This window comes from Oryzomonas sagensis, assembly GCF_008802355.1.
Lineage (GTDB): Bacteria > Desulfobacterota > Desulfuromonadia > Geobacterales > Pseudopelobacteraceae > Oryzomonas > Oryzomonas sagensis.
This window is the reverse complement of record NZ_VZRA01000001.1, coordinates 79,096-98,131: the sequence shown is the minus strand read 5'-3', so window position 1 is coordinate 98,131 and position 19,036 is coordinate 79,096. Positions and strand designations below refer to the sequence as shown.

General features: G+C 60.4%; 22 protein-coding genes. 18 read left to right on the top strand and 4 right to left on the bottom strand.

Annotation, left to right across the window (positions count from 1 at the left end; all coding sequences use genetic code 11):
* The first annotated feature begins 3 nt into the window (after positions 1-3).
* From lpxK to F6V30_RS00345, 15 genes are all read left to right on the top strand, one after another.
* Positions 4-1,089 (top strand): tetraacyldisaccharide 4'-kinase, encoded by a 1,086-nt coding sequence (gene lpxK / locus F6V30_RS00415; protein ID WP_151154573.1) that lies wholly within the window; start codon positions 4-6, stop codon positions 1,087-1,089.
* A 45-nt stretch (positions 1,090-1,134) separates the two neighbouring features.
* The gene (locus F6V30_RS00410; RefSeq protein ID WP_151154572.1) at positions 1,135-1,329 is read left to right on the top strand and encodes a Trm112 family protein; all 195 of its coding nucleotides are present in this window, start codon (positions 1,135-1,137) and stop codon (positions 1,327-1,329) included.
* Positions 1,326-2,381: a lipopolysaccharide heptosyltransferase II gene (gene waaF, locus F6V30_RS00405; RefSeq protein ID WP_246163110.1), complete on the top strand. Its 1,056-nt coding sequence runs from the start codon at positions 1,326-1,328 to the stop codon at positions 2,379-2,381. Before F6V30_RS00410 ends, waaF begins: the two co-directional genes overlap by 4 nt.
* Before the next feature lie 154 nt (positions 2,382-2,535).
* Positions 2,536-3,513 (top strand): glycosyltransferase family protein, encoded by a 978-nt coding sequence (locus F6V30_RS00400; RefSeq protein ID WP_151154571.1) that lies wholly within the window; start codon positions 2,536-2,538, stop codon positions 3,511-3,513.
* 73 nt (positions 3,514-3,586) lie between these two features.
* A complete protein-coding gene (locus tag F6V30_RS00395) occupies positions 3,587-4,378 on the top strand; it encodes a glycosyltransferase family 2 protein (protein WP_151154570.1) in 792 nt (263 codons plus the stop codon).
* 38 nt (positions 4,379-4,416) lie between these two features.
* Positions 4,417-5,478, top strand: a complete 1,062-nt coding sequence (locus F6V30_RS00390) for a glycosyltransferase family 4 protein (protein ID WP_191965534.1) — start codon at positions 4,417-4,419, stop codon at positions 5,476-5,478.
* On the top strand, positions 5,475-6,614 hold the full coding sequence (locus F6V30_RS00385) for a glycosyltransferase family 9 protein (protein ID WP_151154568.1): 1,140 nt from the start codon (positions 5,475-5,477) through the stop codon (positions 6,612-6,614). Before F6V30_RS00390 ends, F6V30_RS00385 begins: the two co-directional genes overlap by 4 nt.
* A complete protein-coding gene (locus F6V30_RS00380; protein WP_191965533.1) occupies positions 6,604-7,491 on the top strand; it encodes a glycosyltransferase family 2 protein in 888 nt (295 codons plus the stop codon). Before F6V30_RS00385 ends, F6V30_RS00380 begins: the two co-directional genes overlap by 11 nt.
* Before the next feature lie 43 nt (positions 7,492-7,534).
* Positions 7,535-8,404 carry a glycosyltransferase family 2 protein gene (locus F6V30_RS00375; protein WP_151154566.1) on the top strand — a complete coding sequence of 290 codons (870 nt, stop codon included), beginning with the start codon at positions 7,535-7,537 and terminating at the stop codon, positions 8,402-8,404.
* A 139-nt stretch (positions 8,405-8,543) separates the two neighbouring features.
* A complete protein-coding gene (gene waaC, locus F6V30_RS00370) occupies positions 8,544-9,614 on the top strand; it encodes a lipopolysaccharide heptosyltransferase I (protein WP_151154565.1) in 1,071 nt (356 codons plus the stop codon).
* Entirely contained in the window at positions 9,608-10,219 is a 612-nt protein-coding gene (locus F6V30_RS00365) for a DUF4254 domain-containing protein (RefSeq protein ID WP_151154564.1), read from the top strand. Before waaC (F6V30_RS00370) ends, F6V30_RS00365 begins: the two co-directional genes overlap by 7 nt.
* Complete coding sequence (gene waaC / locus F6V30_RS00360) at positions 10,216-11,238, top strand: lipopolysaccharide heptosyltransferase I (protein ID WP_151154563.1); 1,023 nt, start codon at positions 10,216-10,218, stop codon at positions 11,236-11,238. Before F6V30_RS00365 ends, waaC (F6V30_RS00360) begins: the two co-directional genes overlap by 4 nt.
* On the top strand, positions 11,232-12,005 hold the full coding sequence (locus F6V30_RS00355) for a tRNA threonylcarbamoyladenosine dehydratase (RefSeq protein ID WP_151154562.1): 774 nt from the start codon (positions 11,232-11,234) through the stop codon (positions 12,003-12,005). Before waaC (F6V30_RS00360) ends, F6V30_RS00355 begins: the two co-directional genes overlap by 7 nt.
* Before the next feature lie 87 nt (positions 12,006-12,092).
* Complete coding sequence (locus F6V30_RS00350; RefSeq protein WP_151154561.1) at positions 12,093-12,590, top strand: ferritin family protein; 498 nt, start codon at positions 12,093-12,095, stop codon at positions 12,588-12,590.
* Between the two features lie 91 nt (positions 12,591-12,681).
* A complete protein-coding gene (locus F6V30_RS00345; protein WP_151154560.1) occupies positions 12,682-12,993 on the top strand; it encodes a cytochrome C in 312 nt (103 codons plus the stop codon).
* Between the two features lie 83 nt (positions 12,994-13,076).
* On the opposite strand, the gene F6V30_RS00340 is transcribed toward F6V30_RS00345, so the two are convergent.
* Positions 13,077-15,134 carry a sodium-translocating pyrophosphatase gene (locus F6V30_RS00340; RefSeq protein WP_151154559.1) on the bottom strand — a complete coding sequence of 686 codons (2,058 nt, stop codon included), beginning with the start codon at positions 15,132-15,134 and terminating at the stop codon, positions 13,077-13,079.
* Positions 15,135-15,374: 240 nt separating this feature from the next.
* Here F6V30_RS00340 and ybgF point away from each other — a divergent pair, with 240 nt between their 5' ends.
* Entirely contained in the window at positions 15,375-16,208 is an 834-nt protein-coding gene (ybgF, locus tag F6V30_RS00335; protein WP_151154558.1) for a tol-pal system protein YbgF, read from the top strand.
* A gap of 84 nt (positions 16,209-16,292) precedes the next feature.
* On the opposite strand, the gene hisB is transcribed toward ybgF, so the two are convergent.
* From hisB to F6V30_RS00320, 3 genes are all read right to left on the bottom strand, one after another.
* Positions 16,293-16,880: an imidazoleglycerol-phosphate dehydratase HisB gene (gene hisB, locus F6V30_RS00330; protein ID WP_151154557.1), complete on the bottom strand. Its 588-nt coding sequence runs from the start codon at positions 16,878-16,880 to the stop codon at positions 16,293-16,295.
* 120 nt (positions 16,881-17,000) lie between these two features.
* Positions 17,001-18,053 (bottom strand): histidinol-phosphate transaminase, encoded by a 1,053-nt coding sequence (gene hisC / locus F6V30_RS00325; RefSeq protein WP_151154556.1) that lies wholly within the window; start codon positions 18,051-18,053, stop codon positions 17,001-17,003.
* A 201-nt stretch (positions 18,054-18,254) separates the two neighbouring features.
* Complete coding sequence (locus F6V30_RS00320; RefSeq protein ID WP_151154555.1) at positions 18,255-18,488, bottom strand: hypothetical protein; 234 nt, start codon at positions 18,486-18,488, stop codon at positions 18,255-18,257.
* A gap of 167 nt (positions 18,489-18,655) precedes the next feature.
* Between F6V30_RS00320 and F6V30_RS00315 the strand changes: the two genes are divergently transcribed.
* On the top strand, positions 18,656-18,838 hold the full coding sequence (locus F6V30_RS00315; protein WP_151128639.1) for a helix-turn-helix domain-containing protein: 183 nt from the start codon (positions 18,656-18,658) through the stop codon (positions 18,836-18,838).
* 4 nt (positions 18,839-18,842) lie between these two features.
* Entirely contained in the window at positions 18,843-19,028 is a 186-nt protein-coding gene (locus F6V30_RS00310) for a hypothetical protein (RefSeq protein WP_151154554.1), read from the top strand.
* The last annotated feature ends 8 nt before the right edge of the window (positions 19,029-19,036 follow it).

Sequence of the window (19,036 nt, the reverse complement as noted above, 5' to 3'; positions counted from 1 at the left end):
GGGATGGATTTGACCTCCTCTTCCACATACTGGCGCAGCGTCGCCACGGGAACACGAAAGGGGCTTGCCGGACGCCTGCTGGTCCTTGCCCTGTCTCCAGTTGCCCTGCTCTATGCCTGCATCCAGACCATCCGCAGCACCCTGTACCAAAAACGTATCCTGACGGCAAAATGCCTGCCCCGGCCGGTGATCTCGGTGGGCAACATCACCGTGGGGGGCACCGGCAAAACACCTGCCACGGCTTTCATCGCCCGGTTTCTCCTCGCCCGCGGCATGAAGGTGGTGGTCCTGTCGCGCGGCTATGGCGGCACCATGGAGGGGCAGACGGCCATTGTTGCCGATGGGGATACTATCCGTCTGGATGCCGGGCAGTGCGGCGACGAACCGTACCTGCTGGCCGCCACGGTGCCCGGCCTGATGGTGGTGATGGGCGCCGATCGGTACAGCGCCGGCATGCTGGCCATGGAAAAGCTCTCCCCCGATGTGTTTCTGCTGGATGACGGTTTTCAGCACCTGCGTCTCCAGCGCGACCTGAACGTCCTGCTTGTGGATTGCGCCTGCCCCTTCGGCAACGGTTGGACCCTGCCGGCCGGTCTGTTGCGGGAGCCGATAAGCGCCGTGCAACGCGCCGACCTGATTATCCATACCCGTTGCCCCCTGGGTTTTTCCCCCGCGCCTCTGGCGGGGAAACCTGCATGTTCGGCCCGCCATCGCTTGGGTGTGGCCGTTCCCCTGTCTGGTGGGCCCCGTGTCTCCTTTGACGCCCTGCGGGGCAAGAAAATCATGGCCTTTGCCGGCATCGGGGAGCCGGACCCCTTTTTTGAGGAACTTCGCACCCTGGGGCTGGATGTGGTTCACGCCATCCCGCTTCCCGACCACGCCGCCTATACCCCCGCCCAACTGGCCGGATTGGGGGATGCCTTTCGGGGCTGCGGCGCCGAGTACGCCGTGACGACGGAAAAGGACGGGGTAAAATTGCGCCGCCTTGCACCGGAGTTTGCCCGGAAGGTCCTGCTCGCCCGGCTTGAGTTTGCCCTTGACGACCCCACCATCCTGACGGGTCTCCTGAACAATTTGCTTCAAAAATAACCGCTCCTGTGTCAAAATAAATAGTTTATATTACGGGATACACGCATGCTGCCCGAACATCTGCAATCCATACTTGCCTGCCCCATCTGCACGGAGGAACTCTCGCTGTCGGGCGATGGCCGGTACATGCTGTGCCGCTCCTGCGGGGTGAAGTTTCCGATCCGCGAGGGTATCCCGGTCCTGCTGGCGGACGAGGCCGAAACGGTAACGCCTGGGGATACCGGAAAGGATGATCGATGATGCTCCCGGATCGCCATAAGGTTCGCCGGATACTGATCCGCGCGGTCAACTGGATCGGGGATGCGGTTATGACGACGCCGGCCCTCGGCTTGATTCGGGAGCACTACCCCCAGGCCGAGATCACCCTGCTGGCGAATCCCCCGGTGGCGGAGGTCTTTTCGCCCCACGACTGGGTGGACAAGGTCATGGTCTTCGACCGCAAGGGGGCCCATCAGGGGCTGCGGGGCAGACTCAGGCTGGCATCCGAACTGAGAAAACAGTCATTCGACATGGCGATCATCCTGCCCAACTCCTTCGATTCCGCCCTGGTACCCTGGCTGGCGGGCATACCGGTCAGGCTGGGAAAGAGCAGCGATGGCCGCAGTCTGCTGCTGACCGGCCGTTATTCCCAGGACGAGACGCCGCCCCACCGTCACGAGGTCCAGTACTACCGCAATCTGGTGCGCCATTTCGGCATTACGGGCGTGGATGTGCTGCCGCGCCTATGCACCACACCGGCGGAAGACGCCGCTGCCGAGGCCCTGCTGGCCAAGGGGGGCATACCGGCGGGAACATGCGTGCTCGCCGTCAATCCCGGCGCTACCTATGGTTCGGCCAAACGGTGGTACCCGGACCGGTTTGCCGACGTCGCCCGCCGCCTCGCCGCGGAGTGGCAGGCGCGGATCGTGATCTTCGGCAGTCCCGACGAGGCCGGCATTGCGGCCGACATCGAGCGGCGCCTGGGCGGCGATTGCCTCAATATGGCCGGCAAGACCACGGTGCGGGAACTGATGGCGCTCATCAAACGCAGCAATTTCATGGTCACCAACGATTCCGGCCCCATGCATATTGCCGCTGCCTTCGATGTGCCCCTGGTGGCCATTTTCGGCCCCACCGACCATACCGGCACCGCGCCCTATACGGTCAAGGCGGCCATTGTGCGCAAAGGCGTGGCGTGCGCCCCCTGCAAGTTACGGGAGTGCCCGACCGACCACCGCTGCATGACGGCGGTCACTGCGGACGATGTGGTTGCGGCGGCGCTGGCGGTTGCACAACAACCGCCGCAGTCATGATCTCCTGACGAGATAGTGCCGGGAAAGGGCGTTTTACCTCTGGTTATGGAGGGAAAGTGCTTTGTTGCGGCGTCTTGTTGCCTGTTCATAATAAATACGGTTACCACCAGGGGTTTCCGAGACTTGCGGGAAGCCGCCGTCAAAAGGTGCTGGCATGAAGATCGTTTGCATACTATCCCCCTATTATGATTATTTGACAGCCTCCTTGATGGAGGGGCTACAGGAGCTCGGGCATGAGATCATCGCGTCCGAGAGCAGTAATTACGCGGCACGATCATCGAACGGAAAGATCCTGAAAGAGGCGGAACGTGCCGATCTGATCGTGGTTTGTTCTAATAAGGGGGTAAGGACCAGACTGGTGGATTACATGGATAATCCCAACAAGGTCTTCGTGGACGGTTCTGATTCCCAGGCATTCAAGGTCTACCCCTATGCGAAGTTCAGGGCGGTATTCAAAAGAGAGCTGAATAAATGCTGGAACAACAAAAATGCCGATCCGGTCTATCCGTTGCCGTTTGCCGCGGAAAAGAGATATTTCGACCACCCCAGGCTGCAACGCGACATAAAAGCCTCATTTGCCGCCAATCTGAACAACAACACCATGCGCTATTCCATCTATCAGAGGCTCTTGAATAGAGACGATGCAGCCATATTCTGCGGAAGTACCGGCGAGTGCGCATACATTCGGTCACAGTCCAGGGGGTGGCCGATAAAAACACCGAAATATCAGGATATCCTCTACCGCAGCCGGATCGCGGTAAACGTGGTCGGCGCAGGATACGATTGTGCCCGCTACTGGGAAATCCCCGCTGCCGGCACCTTGTTGCTCACGCAGGAGTTGGACATTACCATACCGCATCCTTTCACCAGCGGCACAAACTGCATGGTTTTCAAGACCCCTGACGAATTCGACGAAAAACTGGATCTTCTGCTCTCCGACCCCGCATTGGTGGAGACCATTGCGGCCGCCGGGCATGAGCATCTGGTAAAGTATCATACGACGAAAGAGCGAGCCGCGTATTTTCTGGCGATGGTGGCTGAAAACAGCGGCGGCAATCGTTTCTGCGAAAGTTTCTACCGGGCAAAGCCACGTTTTCATGGGCTTAAGCGCGTCTTCGGCTTTATGAAATAGAATCGTTTCGTTCTCCCGTCGTGTTCCCCTGACGATTGGCGGCAGCGCAACCGGTCTGGCAAGGAGTCTGTTCATGGTTCATCAAGGTCTGGCTGACCGCGCCGTTACGGCGCCATGCAAGATCAGTGTCATCCTCATCGTTTTGAATGGTGAGACTACCATTGCCCCGTGCCTACAGAGTGTGTCCTGGGCTGCGGAGATCATCGTCGTTGACTCCGGAAGCACCGACAGGACCGAAGAGATCTGCACCACCTATCCGGGTGTGAGATTTTTTCATCACCCCTGGTCAGGGTATGGTCCCCAGAAAAACTATGCCCTCTCGTTAGCCACTCACGAGTGGGTCTTGTCCATCGACGCCGATGAGGTCATCACCCCTGAGTTGGCGGAGGAGATACGGGGTGCCATCGACAACAATGGTGCTTACGTGGGGTTCAGTTTCAGGCGCAAGAATATGTATAAACAACAGTGGGTCCGTCACTCCGGTTGGTGGCCCGATGAAGTGCTGCGGGTATTCAGGAAGGATGCGGGAAGATTCAATGACCGGCAGGTACACGAATCCGTCGAAGTCACTGGGGCCGTCAAGAAGCTTGCCGGTGTCATGGAGCATTTTTCGTATAACAGGCCGGAAGATTTTATCCTGAAGATGTACAGTTACTCCACCGCCGGTGCCCGGCAGATGAAGGTTGCGGGAAAGAAGGGCGGGGCGTTGCGCGCCGTCGTCCGGACGGTGGCCGCATTTGTGAAGAGCTATATCCTGAAGCGCGGCTTTCTTGACGGCCGTACCGGGTTGCTCGTGGCCGTTTCGGGCGCCATTGGCGTTTTCTACAAGATAATCATGCTGTCGGAACTCAACGAAGAGGATTGATCTGTTGTGGTACTCGACACGGCATGAAAAGGCGGCGCATGCACGTATTGGTCATAAACACCGAAAAGAGCTGGAGGGGGGGCGAACGTCAGACCCTCTATAATATCATGGGCTTTCTACAGGCAGGCCTTCAGGTCGATCTGCTGTGCCGAAAGGGGTGCCCCCTGTCGCAAAAAGCCCGTGGGCTGGGGATAACGGTGCACGAGATCGGCGGAACCCTGGGCGGCCTTCGGTGGTTGGCGACCAACGCGGCAGCCTATGATCTCATACAAGCCCAGACGGCCAAAGCCCAGACGCTGGCAGCCATGACAAAACCGTTTCACGGCAAACCGATCGTGTACACGCGCCGGGTCGACTTCGTGCCGCGGGGCAGACTCACGAAGATCAAGTATCGCAGCACCGATCATGTTGTTGCCATCTCCAACTGGGTAAAAACCATACTGGAGAATTTTGGCATACCGAATATCACCGTTATCTCCGATGTCGTTGTACCGCGGGCCCTGGATAGCGGACGGGCTGCGGAGATCGTTGCCAAGGTGGACGCCAAGGGGAAAAAGATCGTTGCAACCTTTGCCGCCCTGGAGCAGCACAAGGATCCTCTTACCATGATTGAAGCGGTACGGGGACTCTCCCGGCTGAGGGATGACTTCGTGTTTTTGCATTTCGGCGATGGTTCTCTCAGAAACACGGTGCAGCAGAAGATCGACGAGTACCGGTTGAACGATGTCTATCATCTGATGGGATTCGTTTCCGAGGTTGAGGATGTCTTTCTGCTCATGGACGTGTTCTGCATGAGTTCCGAAGAAGAGGGATTGGGCAGCAGCGTGCTCGATGCCTTTGCCTATAAGGTGCCGGTCGTGTCAACAGCCGCCGGGGGGTTGGCGGAAATCGTTGCCGGGCGAGGGCTCCTGTGCAATATAAAGGATAGCGGCGCTATGGCGGAATGCATCGATAAGGTTCTGGAGCACCCGGAAGAATATCGCAAAACAGCGGAGCGGGCCTACGACTATGTCGTTTCCGCCCATTCCCTCGAAAGCACGACCGAACAGTATCTGGAGCTATTCAAGGGCCTCGCCGACCGGGAGAGAGGAAGACCGTGATAGATACGCCCGGCACCATACTGATAGCCAATACCCGCCTCATCGGTGATGTCGTCCTCACCACGCCGTTGGTTGACATCCTGATGGCTGCCTTTCCCGGCGTTGCAATCGATGTCCTCGTCAACCGCGGCACGGGCGAATTTCTGGAGAAAGACCCCCGGATCCGCAGGGTCATCTATTCCGAGAAATGGAAAAATGCTGCCTCGGGCCTTGGCAGCAGCTATCTCCCAGGGCTCGTCAGAAAGTATGACCTGGCCATAACGATGAATTCGGGCGACCGGGGGGCCATGGCGGTCCTCGTCGCCAGCAGGCGCTACCGCGTGGGTTTTTGCCAGACCGACAAGCCCTACTCGCGGTTTCTTCGCTCCAGGTTATTCAGCCACCCCCTTGACGGCGCCGCGGATATGCACATGGTTGGGCTGTGCGGCCAGATCGCAGATGCGCTGGGCATACCCTACTCGTTGCTCAGGGTGAGGCTCTTTTGGGATAAGGGCGATGAGGAGCGCGTTGCCGCCGCACTGGGCGGCGAACCCGCCCCCCCTTATTTCGTCATCCATCCCTTTGCCCGCTGGGGCTATAAATATTGGGATCTAAAGCGTTTTGTCGAGGTGAGCAATCATGTGGCACGGGAGCATCACCTGCAACCGGTCTGGACGTCGTCACCCGACGAAGCCGAGGCGCAATTGCTTCAGGACAGCGCCGCAGAGTGCAGCGTAAAGCCCGTATTGATACCCGGCAGCCTGTCCCTCAACCAGATGGCCTGCCTGCTCCAGGGGGCCCGCCTCTATATCGGCCTCGATACGGCAATTACCCACATTGCCGCATCAACCGGCGTGCCGGTGGTGGCGCTCTACGGGCCCACGGAACTGTGGCGTTGGCATCCCTGGAACAACGATTCTCCGTCGGCAAAGCTCGTTCGCCCGGGTTATCGCGGCCCGATCCGGTGCGGCCGGATCGTTACCCTGCAAGCGGGCTGCGACCACCCGACCTGCCTCAGGCCCGATTGTTACGGAGTAGTCGAGAATCCCTGCATGATGGCGATAACGACGGACCAGGTCTGCCAAGAGGCGTCCCGGTTGCTGTCGCCGTCCACTGCGCAGATACAACAGACGCATGGTGCCGATCATGGCCGTTGACATCGCCTTTATAGCGGTCAACTACAACACCCGTGCTCTCGTCGAGGAATTGATCCGGTTCTTTGCGGCGTGCGAGCTGCCGTTCCGCCATTGCCTGGTGGTGGTTGACAACTCTTCCACCGATGGTTCGCGCGAGATGCTCGAACAGGCGCAGGGTGACGGCCTGGTCTATATCCAGGCCAACGAAAACCTGGGCTATGGCCGCGGCATGAACCGGGGGATGGCGGCCGTTGCCAGCCGCTATGCCTGCGTCATGAATACCGATTTGATTCTCAACCGGGACGCGCTGGTTGCTCTGTGGGAGTTTTTTGAGAGCCGCCCCGAGGCCGGTGTCGCTTCTCCGGTTATCCTGGGAAGCGATGGCCGCATGCAAGGCTTTCTCAGTTTCCCCGGTCTCCTGTTGCTCTATGCACCGACGCTCAGCAAGATCAAGAGCAAGTTGTGGAAGTTGCGGGTAGCGAAAGCTCGCGTTCCCCTCAGGGTCCCCGGCGTATTGGGCGCTTTTTTCATGGTGCGGCGCTCCTGTTTCGCCGCCCCCCTGTTCGACGAGGATTTTTTCTTCTATTACGAGGACACGGAGCTTGCGCACCGGTACTGGGAGCAGGGGGTGCCGTGCTATGTGCTGCCCCAGGTTTCGATCGTCCATACGGGGGGGCAGTCCACCTCGGCCGCCGGTGGCAAGCTGTTTCAGCAGAGTCGGCGCATCTATATCGAAAAATGCTACGGCGCTCCCCACACGGCGTGGCTGGCCGCCCTCGACCGGGCCAGGCTTCGTATGAAGTATTACAAGTACCGAATACTGAGTCGTTTCGTAAAAAACGGCAAGATCCAGCGCAAGTACGAATACTACGCCAGGCTTGTCCAGCCGGATGACTAGTGTCTCACGGCGTAAGGATGGATGACGCTGAGGGTTTTTGTGCATGAATATTTGCCTGATCAATAATTTTAACTACGGAGACTACCTTGGCGAGTGTCTGGATTCCGTCCTCCGGCAGTCAAAGCCTTTTGACCTGATCATTGTCGTTGATGACGGTTCCACGGACAATTCACGGCACGTGCTTGCCGGCTACAAAAGAGAGAATGTAATAATTATCGAAAAAGAAAACGGCGGGCAGCTCTCCGCCTTTAATTGTGCTGCACAGCATATTCCGGCCGATGCGCAGGTCTTTTTTCTCGATTCCGACGATATCTACCCACAGGATTATCTGGAATTGTGGTGCCGTTGTACGAAGAGAGGCAACAGGGATTTTACCTATTGCAACAGCATAAGATTTGGTGCGGATGATACCAGGCTTGCTTCGAGCCTCATCGAGAACGTACCAACCATCGAGATAGGCACAACCTCGTCCATAACTCTTTTTTTAAACTATTGGATCGGGGCCCCCACATCGTGTCTCTCCATTTCAGGAGGACTCTTTCATAAGCTGCTGCCGTACGGTGACGAAAGGAACTGGAAGGTAAGGGCCGATGATGTGATTGTTTTCGGGACCTCAATACTTGGCGAGAACAAAACCCATGTTCCGGCATTGGGTATCAACTATCGCGTGCACAGTAAAAACAACACGTTTGAAGAAAAACGGTCGAAAGGCAAAAAGAAGGCTTACCGGGCTGCCCTCGAAACCCTGATGGCGTCGTACGCCGAAAAGGCAGGCATAGAGAGATACCCCTCGCCAAGCGCCACCTATCGTGAAATCAAGGGGTTGAGTGCCGAAGCGGGCAGAACCATCAACGCGCCGGGCGGAGTGCGGTTGTTGCGAAAATTGTGTGTTGCTTTCATACGGCACAGGTAAAGTGGACCTGCTGCCCGATCCCGTGGAGCGCCGGCGCTGGTCACATCATGGCGAGTCGGCAGAAATGAATGGTATGGCGTCGCAACGTAACGGAAAGCGCGCATTGAAGGTTGGCGCCGGGTATAAGGCGGGATAACCGATGCGCGTTCTGATCATAAAAACATCCGCCCTGGGCGACGTCATCCACGCCCTGCCGGTTATCGATTACCTGCGCCGGGCGTCTCCCGGGGTCGAGATCGACTGGGTGGTCGAAGAACCGTTCCTGCCGGTGCTGGAGCACAATCCCGCCCTGTCGCACATCCATGTCGTCAGGACGAGGAAGTGGCGCAAGGCCCCGTTCTCCGCGGAGACCCGCAAGGACCTGAAGGCGTTGCGCATGGCGTTGCGGGAACGCTGCTACGATCTGGTCTTCGACATCCAGGGAAACCTGAAGAGCGGCCTGATCGCCCGGCTCACCGGCGCCCGCGAACGGGTCGGCTTCACCAGGGAGGTCGCGCAGGAAAAGGCCAACTGCCTGTTCACCACCCGCCGCATCCCGTTTAGGGACAGCGACCGCAACGTTACCGACCGCTACCTGCGAGTGGTCAGCGCCCTGTTCGGCAGGGATTACCGCGGCATGGAACCGGCGGGCGCCATCTTCTCCGCACCCGAGGACGAGGCTGCCGCGGAACGCTACCGGGCGGGCTTGCCGGGCGGGCCGGTCATCCTCTTCCAGGTCGGCACCACCTGGAGCACCAAGTTGTGGTATCCCGAGGGATGGGCGGAGCTGGCGCGCCGGATCACGGCCCGGTATCCCGGGACGACCATCCTGATCAACTGGGGCAGCCCCGACGAGAAAGCCCTGGGGGAGCGGATCGCCGGTGAAGTCGGCCCGGCGGTGCACCTCCTCCCCTGGCTGCGCATCAGGGAACTCATCCCGGTGCTCAGGAGGGTGGACCTGGTTATCGGCGGCGACACCGGCCCGGTATACCTGGCCGCCGCCGTCGGCACCCCCACGGTCTCCTTTTACCGGGCGACCAGCGCGGCCACCTATGCCCCCCACGGGGCACGGCACCGCACGGTTCAGGCCGCCATGGAGTGCGCCGCCTGCTACCGGACCTCCTGCGACCGGGATGGGGAGTGCCGCCGCAGCATTACCGTTGATGCCCTCTTCGCCGCGGTAACGGATTTGATCGGACAGTACCCGAATGGAAAGGATGCACCATGTTGACCAAGCTGAACCTGAACGGGCTCGAAGATGCCTTTGACCGCTATCTGAGCTATTGGCACACCGATCCCGCCACCTACGATGCGCTGGGTATCCCCATCAGCCCCATCGCCCTGGAGCTGGCCTACCGCAACTATCTGTTGTGGCACGAGGAAGACAAGGCGCGCCGCACCGATGTGGACGACGGCGCCATTGCCGTCGTCAAGCGCGCCATCGACAAGCTCAACCAGCAGAGAAACGATCTGATCGAAAAACTGGACGAGGCGATCCTGGCGGAGGTTACTGCTGCCGCTCCCGGACAGGCCGCGGACCGGATCAATTCCGAGACCCCCGGCAGCATCGTGGACCGCATCTCCATCATGTCGCTCAAGATCTACCACATGGACGAGGACAGCCGCCGCGGCGACATCGACGACGTCCACCGGCAGCGCTCGCTCCACCGTCTCTCCGTGCTGAAACTCCAGCGCTATGACCTGTACGTCGCCCTTGAACAGTTGCTGGCCGATTATGTGGCAGGCCACAAGCGGATGAAGCTCTACAAACAATTCAAGATGTACAACGACCCGACCTTGAACCCGGAATTGTACCGGGCGCGCAACCAGCGATGAAGATCGCTTTTGTCAGGCTCACCTCGCTGGGGGATATCATCCTCGCCATGGCGGCGTTGCAGGTCGTGCGCAGCCGCCTGCCGGAGTGCCATATTACCTGGGTGGCCGAGAGGCGTTTTGCCGATATTCTCGATCATAACCCCGATATCCAGCAGATCATCCGGGTCGACCTGAAAGAGTTGAAGAGGAAGAAGTCCTTGTCCGCCGTGCGTGCCGAGTACCGCCGCCTCGCATCATGCGGCGATTTCGATGTTGTCATCGACCTGCACGGCATGTTGAAGTCCGCCGTCATAGCCGCTTCCCTGGGCGGCGTCCGGTACGGGTTCGCCCGGCAGATGCGCAAAGAGCCGCTGGCCGGCCTGTTCTATAACCGCTCGGTCCCGGTTCCGCTGGATCTCCCGGCGGTGTGCCGCTACACGACCCTGGCCGCCCAGAGCCTCGGCCTGGATTTCCGGCCTGACGAATTGTGCCCCCCCAAGCCGTACCTGTTCTGGGGGGAGGGCGACGGCGCGGCCACGGATGAGTATTTCGCTCCGCGCAAGCGTAATATCCTGCTCGTGCCCGAAACCAGTGCGAGCTACAAGAACTATCCGCCTGAAAAGTTTGCGCGTATCGCGAATCTGTTGCCGGGAAACATCATGATCTGCCACGGCAACCAGCAGGAATTCCTGACCGCATCCCTGATCGCCGAACGTGCGCCCCAGGTCCGGGTATTACCCCGTTTGAACCTGAACCAGCTCAAGGCGACGGTGGGGCGCTGCGATCTCGTCATCGGCGGGGATTCGGGGCCGACCCATATCGCCTGGGCCAGCGGGGTCCCCTCCATCACCCTGTTCGGGGCCACGCCGGTCTGCATTTACCCCACCGGCCGGAACAGGGTCATCAAGACCTCCACCCGGGTCAATCTCCGCAAGCATGACGCCACCGACTGCTCGGTCTGCGACATCTCCGAAGAGGTCATCGTCGGGCAGGCGCGGGAGCTCCTGGACGGATTCGACAGACAGGAGGCGCAATCATGACGCTCCACCGATTTTCCCGCACCGAACTCCTGATCGGCCACGAGGGGCTCGATACCCTGCGCCGGAAGCGGGTCATGATCTGCGGCATCGGCGGGGTCGGCAGTTATGCGGCCGAGGCCCTGGGCCGGGCCGGGGTCGGCGCCATCACCCTGGTGGATTTCGACGACATCTGCCTGACCAACGTCAACCGCCAGATCCATGCCCTCTCCAGCACGGTGGGCCAGTCCAAGGTCGAGGTCATGGCCGGGCGGCTTAAAGACATCAACCCGGAGGCGGAGATCGTCCCGGTCAAGGCCTTCTTCTCCGCGGAGAACGCCGCGCAACTGCTGACGCCCCGCCCGGACTACGTGCTGGACGCCATCGACCATTTCACCGCCAAGAGCGCCCTGATCACCATCTGCCGCGCCGAGGGGATTCCGGTCATCTCCAGCATGGGGGCGGCCAACAAGCTCGACCCCACCAAGATTCAGGTGGCGGACATCTCCGCCACCCGCAACTGCCGCATGGCCCGCAGCATGCGCAAGATACTCCGCCAGGCCGGCATCCACGAGGGGGTGCAGGTCGTCTACTCCACCGAGGGGCACCGCGAACTCAACCCCCAGGCCGCCCACTGCGGCACGGAATGCATCTGCCCTAATCGGGAGGACCAGATGTTCCGCTGCGAGAACCGCCGCGTGATCCTGGGCAGCATCTCCTTCATCCCCTCCATCTTCGGCCTGACCATGGCCGGAGCGGTTGTCAACGAACTGCTGAAACAGGGGAATTGACCCCGTCCCGCGTCCTGAATTTTTCTGGTTGACCGTTGTCATTTCCCCGCTATACTCGTATACACAACTTAGCCATAGGAGGGGACCATGGGGAGAGAGTTTTCGCTACAGGAGGCCTTGAAGCTGGCGATCAAGGCTGAAAAGGATAGCATGGATTTCTACCGCCGGGCCGCCTCGGTGGCTAAGAACGAGCGGGCCCGGAAGGTGTTCGACCTGTTGGCCAACGAGGAGGTCGGCCATCTCAAGGCGTTCTTCGACCATTACAAGGGGGGGGAATTCGGCGACCTGACCAGCTACATCAATTCGCCGGTGGATACGAAGAACCCCACCTACATGAAGCTGGAGAAGGCCATCAACGAGGAGATGGTCGAGCAGAAGGCCCTGGAATTGGCCCTGGCCGAGGAGAAGGAGTGCATCGGCCAATATTCCCAGTTCGCCAGGGACGTGGTGGACCCCGGGGTCAGGAGCGTCTTCGAGCGGGTGGTCAAGGAAACCCAGGGGCACTACGACCTGATCGAGTCCGAGTACGCCCACATCATGGCCATGGTGCACGAGAGCGACCAGGACATCTACGTCAGGGAGTAGGGCGTACCCGTTTCATCATGCCATACATCAGGGGTCTGACGGCCGTGGCTGGCGTCAGGCCCTTTCATCTTCCCCATGGAAAGGAACGGTAATGAACATCAACCAGGCGCTTGTGCTTATCATTGCGGTGGTTGCCGCAGCGCCCCTGTGGGCCGCCCAGGACGGCTCCGCGACAGGGAAAAATCTGGGCAATGTGGTCGGCGGCGACTTCAAGAAGGCCCATGCTGTCATCGAAAAGAGATGCACGGTCTGCCACAGCGACAAACGGATCGACGCCGCGCTGTCGTCAGGGAAGGATATGGCCACGATCCAGCAGGAGATGGAGAAGCGGGGGGCCAAGCTGAACGCCAACGAGCGGGAGGTGCTGGGCATCTACTGGAAACAGAACCCCTTGAAGAAGTAGGGGGGCTGGCATGGCATGAAAAAAGCGGCAGGGGATCGTTTCCCCTGCCGCTTCCATTTTTCCTGCTCAAGAATCCGGCCCGCTTAGCCGAGGAACTTGGCCAACAACGGCACGATCAAAAGCGAAACGATGTTGATGATCTTGATCATCGGGTTGACGGCCGGGCCGGCGGTATCCTTGTAGGGGTCGCCGACGGTGTCGCCGGTAACGGCGGCCTTGTGGGCGTCGCCCCCCTTGCCGCCGTGGTGGCCGTCCTCGATGTATTTCTTGGCGTTATCCCAGGCGCCGCCGCCGGTGGTCATGGAGATGGCCACGAAGATGCCGGTGACGATGGTGCCGACGATCACGCCCCCCAGGGCCTTGGGGCCGAGGGTGAAGCCGACGATGACCGGGGCGAGGATCGGGATCAGGCCGGGGATGACCATTTCCTTCAGGGCGGTCTTGGTGACGATATCGACGCAGGAGGCGTAGTCCGGCTTGCCGGTGCCTTCCATGATCCCCTTGATCTCCCGGAACTGGCGGCGAACCTCGATGACGACGGCGCCGCCGGCCTTGCCGACCGCTTCCATGCACTGGGCGGCGAAGTAGTAGGGGAGCATGCCGCCGATGAAGAGGCCGACGATGATGTAGGGGTCGGACAGGTCGAAGGTGATGGCCTTGCCGGCAAACTTCAACTCATCCACGTAGGAGGTGAACAGGATAACGGCGGCCAGGCCGGCGGAACCGATGGCGTAGCCCTTGGTCACGGCCTTGGTGGTGTTGCCCACCGCGTCCAGGGGGTCGGTCACGGCGCGGACCGAGTCGTCCAATTCGGCCATCTCGGCGATGCCGCCGGCGTTGTCGGTGATCGGGCCGTAAGCGTCCATGGCCACGACGATGCCGGTCAGGGAGAGCATGGACACGGCCGCAATGGCGATGCCGTAGACCCCAGCGCACTGGAAGGAAACGATGATGCCGGCGGCGATGACGATCACCGGAGCGGCAGTGGCTTTCATGGAGATGCCGAGGCCGGCGATGACGTTGGTGCCGTGGCCGGTGGTGGAGGCCTGGGCGATGTGGCGGACCGGGCCGTATTCGGTGGAGGTATAGTACTCGGTGATCCAGAAGATGGCGCCGGTCACGACGAGGCCGACGATGGCGGAGATGAAGATGTTGATGGTGCTGAAGGTCGCCCCGGCGTCATTGGTGAGCCCCTGGGGGAACATCCGGGCCGTAACGAAGTAGAAAGCGATGCAGGCCAGGACCCCGGAGACGATCAGCCCCTTGTACAGGGCGGGCATGATCTTCTGGCTGGCGCCCAGCTTGACGAAGAAGGTGCCGATGACCGAGGCGATGATGGAGATGCCGCCCAGGATCAGCGGGTAGCTGACCGCGCCCTGGTTGCTGTTGAAGGCGATGGCGCCCAGCAGCATGGCAGCGATCAGGGTCACGGCGTAGGTTTCGAACAGGTCGGCGGCCATGCCGGCGCAGTCGCCCACGTTGTCGCCCACGTTGTCGGCGATGACGGCCGGGTTGCGGGGGTCGTCCTCGGGGATGCCGGCCTCGACCTTGCCCACAAGGTCGGCGCCCACGTCGGCGCCCTTGGTGAAGATGCCGCCGCCCAGACGGGCGAAGATGGAGATCAGGGAACCGCCGAAGCCGAGGCCGACCAGTTGGCTGACCACTTCCTTCACCGGTGCGCCCGGCATCAGTTTCTGCAGGGCCAGGTAGTAGCCGGCCACGCCCAGAAGGCCGAGGCCGACCACCAGCATGCCGGTGATGGCGCCGCCCTTGAAGGCCACGTTGAGGGCCTTGACGATGCCGCTTTTGGCCGCCTCGGTGGTGCGCACGTTGGCGCGGACCGATACGAACATGCCGATGAAACCGGTAAGGCCGGAGAAGAGCGCGCCGATGGCGAAGCCGATGGCGGTCTTGACGCCCAGGGTGGCGAACAATGCGACGAACATGATCACGCCCACCACGGCGATGATCGTGTACTGGCGTTTCATGTAGGCGCCGGCGCCCTCCTGAATCGCGGCAGCGATCTGGCGCATCCGGTCGTTGCCCTGCGGCAGCCCCAGAATCCACTGTGCCGAAATCAGTCCGTAGGCGACGGCCACTACGGCGCAGACCAGGGCGAAGTACACAGCATACTGTTCCATTCTCTCAATTCCTCCTGTTGATATAAATAGCCGATAATCAGGCAATTCTTCTTCACCTGCAGAAACGAAAAATTGTTAATGGAATAGCGGTTGATTGTCAAGCGTTATTTCCCGCGCCCCGCCGCGTGTTTCCTCCCTTTCGGCCCGGCCCGCCTCCCACTTGTCATGGCGCGGACGGCATGATATATAAAGACCTGTACTGCAGGCACACCATAACGACCATCAAAGGAGTATTCCCTGATGAAATACGCATATTTCGTACTCGCGGCTGCCATGACCGGGCTTGCCGGTTGCGCAACCCAAAGTTCGCTCGACGTGGTCCGCAGCGATGTGGATGCCGTCAAGACCAGGCTGTTCTCCGTGGAAAAGGACCTGGGGGGGGTGAGGGACGAGTCCAAGCAGGGGATCGGTTCCGTGGAGAAGGAATACAAATCGGACGTGACGGCGGTGCGCAAACTCTCCGCCGATATCCAGGCCTCCATGGACAGTCTCAGAACCGAGATCCAGGCCCTGAACGGCAAGGCAGACGACCTGGCCATCGCCACCAAGAAGCCGACGGACGATCTGACCCGTTACCGTGAGGATGCGGACAAGCGCATGCTCACCCTGGAAGACCGGGTCATGAAGTTGCAGGCGGCCATCGACGAACTGGGCAAGAAGATGGGCGACCTCGCCTCCCTGCCGAAGAAGGAGGAGGTCGTCACCCCCGAATCGGTCTACACGAAGGGACTGGAACTCTTCAAGGCGGGCGACATGCCCGGCGCACGGGATGTCTTCACCAAGTTCCTGGACAAGTATCCCAAGCACGACCTGGCCGCCAATGCCCAGTACTGGATCGGCGAGACCTTCTACAGCGAAAAGGGGTATGAACCGGCCATCCTGGCGTATCAGGAGGTGATCAAACAGTATCCGACCAAGGACAAGGTCCCGGCTGCCATGCTCAAGCAGGCCATGGCCTTCAAGGCCATCAAGGACGCCAAGAGCGCCCGGTACGTCTTGAAGAAACTGGTGGAGGGGTATCCCAAGAGCGACGAGGCGAAGAAGGCCAAGGAATTGCTGAGGGAGATCAAATAGGCGGAAATGGTGTGCGGATGATGACAACAGAAAGGGCGGCCCGTGGGGGTCGCCCTTTTTTCATTGGATCGTGGGGTGCTTGTGTTATAGAACCCCTTTGGTCGACATGACCCCCTGCACCCGGGGGTCGAGCTGGGTCGCCGTATCCATGGCCCGCGCCATCGCCTTGAAGCAGGCTTCCAGGATGTGGTGCACGTTGTCGCCGTACATCACGTTGATGTGCAGGTTCAGGCCGCAGTGGTTGGCAAAGGCCTGGAAGAACTCACGGGCCAGCTCCACGTCGAACTCGCCGATCTTCACCTTGGGGAGGCGCACGTTGTACACCAGGTAGGGGCGGCCGGAGATGTCCACCGCCACCGCCGCCAGGGTCTCGTCCATGGGCACCGTGGCCTGGCCGTAGCGCCGGATCCCCTGCTTGTCGCCCAAGGCCTGCTTGAACGCCTCGCCCAGCACGATGCCGATATCCTCCACCGTATGGTGGAAGTCGATGTCGATATCGCCGCAGGCCTCGATCTTGAGGTCGAAGAGGCCGTGGCGGGCGAACAGGTTCAGCATGTGGTCGAAAAACGGGACCGAGGTGCAGATCGTGGCCTGGCCGCTGCCATCCACATCCAGCGCCAGCTTGATCTTGGTTTCCTGGGTGATCCGTTCTAGTGCGGCGCATCGTGACATATGACCTCCCTGTAGTGCCTTTTGCAAAATCCCCCTCCCCCGCGGGGGAGATAGGACTTATGGGATAAATGGGACATATAAGTCCCATAAGACCTATAAGTCACATAAAAACAACGGACTCTACCCGATCTCCTTCAAGGCCGCCAGGGTCAGTTCCATCTCCTCGCGGGTTCCGATGGAGATGCGCAGGCCGTGGGCCAAGAGCGGGTCGGACAGGAGGCGCACCAGAATCTTGCGGCCGTACAAGGCCTCGTAGACCCGCTTGCCGTTCCGGTCGGGCGGAGAGACGAAGACGAAATTGGTCTGGGACGGGATCACCCGATAGCCTACGGCGAGCAGCTCCTGGGTGAACCACTCCCGGGTCTCGCGGATGCGGGTACAGCTGTTGCGGAAATAGGACTGGTCCTGCAACGCGGCCACGCAGGCCGCCTGGGCCAGGCGGTCCAGGTTGTAGTGGTCGCGGATCTTGTCCAGGGCGGCGATGATCTCCGGCCGGGCGATGGCCAGGCCGAGGCGCATGCCGGCCAGGGCGTAGCTCTTGGAAAAGGTGCGGGTCACCACCACGTTGTCGTATTTTTTCACCAGTTCCATCACATTGGCGTCGGCAAAGTCGGCATAGGCCTCGTCGATCACCAAGAGGCCGCTGCACCGTCGGGCCAGATCCTCGACGTACTCCTGGGGGAACGCGAAGCCGAGCGGCGCATTGGGGGAGGTGAGGAAGAACAGTTTCCCCTCGTAGCGCTCCGGGAAGTCGGCGATGCGGAAGTCGTCCGTCAGGCCGAAACAGCGGACCCTGGCCCCCTGAACCTCCGCCAGGGTGGCGTAGTAGGAGTAGGAGGGGTGGACGAGGGCGATCTCCTCACCCTCGCCGGCGCAGGCCCGGATCAGATTGTTGAGCACCTCGTCGGAACCGTTGGCCATGATGATCCAGGAGGGATCGAAGCCGTACAGTTCGCCGGCCGCCTCGCGCAGTTTCGCACTGGAGGCGCTGGGGTAGGTGCGCAACAGGGCGCCGTCAACGCCCACTTCCTCGTAGATGGCCTCCACGACTCTGGGTGACGGCGGATAGGGATTTTCGTTGGTGTTTAGCTTGATCCACGAGGCCACGTCGTCCGGCTGGAAGCCGGGGACATACCCCTTCATGTCGCGTATGTTGGGTCGAAGTAGGTTCATGATATATGAGAAATATCACGCTTGGGCGTTGTGTTCAAGTCTGAAACGCAGGGAGGGCGAAGACCGCCGCTGTGTCCGCATCGATCGCTCGGGTTCCTGAAATGGCAGCCTGCCTGCCCGGTCCCCACTCCCGCTCCCCGACCCTCCACGCGGGGGGAGGGACCCGCGCCGTCACTTGTCCCCCAGCTTCCGTTCGAGCCGTTAGATGACCTCCGCTACCGTGCCTTCCCGGTCGTCCCCGTGCACGGTAAAGTAGAAATACCGGCCGGTGTGGTTGGACCAGTCCAGGTCTTCCACCGGCAGCGGCTCCAGCAGGGAGGCGATCTTTTCATAGGATATGAACGGGTCGCCGTCGGGCCACTTCCGTTCGAGCCGCGCCTGCTGGGCATCCGTCAGGGGTATCCGGTACGTAATGGAATAGATCTCCGCTTTCATGGTCTCGCGGCCCCTCCCTGATGTTGTTGGTTGTACCTGCTCAACAGTATACCCGCGGAAATTCCCACGGTAAAATAATTCCCTCTACTCCGAATGCGGGGGGTAATGCCGATCCGTCAGGTATATGGTATAATGACTCATGCAATCCCAGGTCAAAGGAGCGAGCCATGTCATTGACGAAAAACTGGTACACCATCGACGAAGCGGCAGCCAAGTTCGGAGTCTCCAACCAGCAGCTTCAGAACTGGATCGAAAATGGCGTGCTGCGCACTGAAGGGGGCAAGGGCAAGGTGATCCTGCTGAATGGCGATGACATCGAGCAGGAATTGAACATGACGCCCTCGGTGTGATGTCATGCGGCTGCTCATAACGAAGATCTGGAACTGGTGGGACGTGTGGCTGCTGAAATGGTGCGCGTTCCTGTTCGGTATTGCGGCGGGGGCGTATTTCCATGCGGCGGTCTTGCCGTATGTGTGGGTGATTCTTGTGCTTGCGGCCCTGCTGGCGATCAGGCCTGCCATTGCTTACTGGAAGAAGTAGCTATCCTG

Excerpts from the sequence above, each read along its gene's own strand:
- lpxK (WP_151154573.1), top strand. The coding sequence starts at position 4 with ATGGATTTGACCTCCTCTTCCACATACTGGCGCAGCGTCGCCACGGGA.
- F6V30_RS00410 (WP_151154572.1), top strand. The coding sequence starts at position 1,135 with ATGCTGCCCGAACATCTGCAATCCATACTTGCCTGCCCCATCTGCACG.
- waaF (WP_246163110.1), top strand. The coding sequence starts at position 1,326 with ATGATGCTCCCGGATCGCCATAAGGTTCGCCGGATACTGATCCGCGCG.
- F6V30_RS00400 (WP_151154571.1), top strand. The coding sequence starts at position 2,536 with ATGAAGATCGTTTGCATACTATCCCCCTATTATGATTATTTGACAGCC.
- F6V30_RS00395 (WP_151154570.1), top strand. The coding sequence starts at position 3,587 with ATGGTTCATCAAGGTCTGGCTGACCGCGCCGTTACGGCGCCATGCAAG.
- F6V30_RS00390 (WP_191965534.1), top strand. The coding sequence starts at position 4,417 with ATGCACGTATTGGTCATAAACACCGAAAAGAGCTGGAGGGGGGGCGAA.
- F6V30_RS00380 (WP_191965533.1), top strand. The coding sequence starts at position 6,604 with ATGGCCGTTGACATCGCCTTTATAGCGGTCAACTACAACACCCGTGCT.
- F6V30_RS00375 (WP_151154566.1), top strand. The coding sequence starts at position 7,535 with ATGAATATTTGCCTGATCAATAATTTTAACTACGGAGACTACCTTGGC.
- waaC (WP_151154565.1), top strand. The coding sequence starts at position 8,544 with ATGCGCGTTCTGATCATAAAAACATCCGCCCTGGGCGACGTCATCCAC.
- F6V30_RS00365 (WP_151154564.1), top strand. The coding sequence starts at position 9,608 with ATGTTGACCAAGCTGAACCTGAACGGGCTCGAAGATGCCTTTGACCGC.
- waaC (WP_151154563.1), top strand. The coding sequence starts at position 10,216 with ATGAAGATCGCTTTTGTCAGGCTCACCTCGCTGGGGGATATCATCCTC.
- F6V30_RS00350 (WP_151154561.1), top strand. The coding sequence starts at position 12,093 with ATGGGGAGAGAGTTTTCGCTACAGGAGGCCTTGAAGCTGGCGATCAAG.
- F6V30_RS00345 (WP_151154560.1), top strand. The coding sequence starts at position 12,682 with ATGAACATCAACCAGGCGCTTGTGCTTATCATTGCGGTGGTTGCCGCA.
- F6V30_RS00340 (WP_151154559.1), bottom strand. The coding sequence starts at position 15,134 with ATGGAACAGTATGCTGTGTACTTCGCCCTGGTCTGCGCCGTAGTGGCC.
- ybgF (WP_151154558.1), top strand. The coding sequence starts at position 15,375 with ATGAAATACGCATATTTCGTACTCGCGGCTGCCATGACCGGGCTTGCC.
- hisB (WP_151154557.1), bottom strand. The coding sequence starts at position 16,880 with ATGTCACGATGCGCCGCACTAGAACGGATCACCCAGGAAACCAAGATC.
- hisC (WP_151154556.1), bottom strand. The coding sequence starts at position 18,053 with ATGAACCTACTTCGACCCAACATACGCGACATGAAGGGGTATGTCCCC.
- F6V30_RS00320 (WP_151154555.1), bottom strand. The coding sequence starts at position 18,488 with ATGAAAGCGGAGATCTATTCCATTACGTACCGGATACCCCTGACGGAT.
- F6V30_RS00315 (WP_151128639.1), top strand. The coding sequence starts at position 18,656 with ATGTCATTGACGAAAAACTGGTACACCATCGACGAAGCGGCAGCCAAG.
- F6V30_RS00310 (WP_151154554.1), top strand. The coding sequence starts at position 18,843 with ATGCGGCTGCTCATAACGAAGATCTGGAACTGGTGGGACGTGTGGCTG.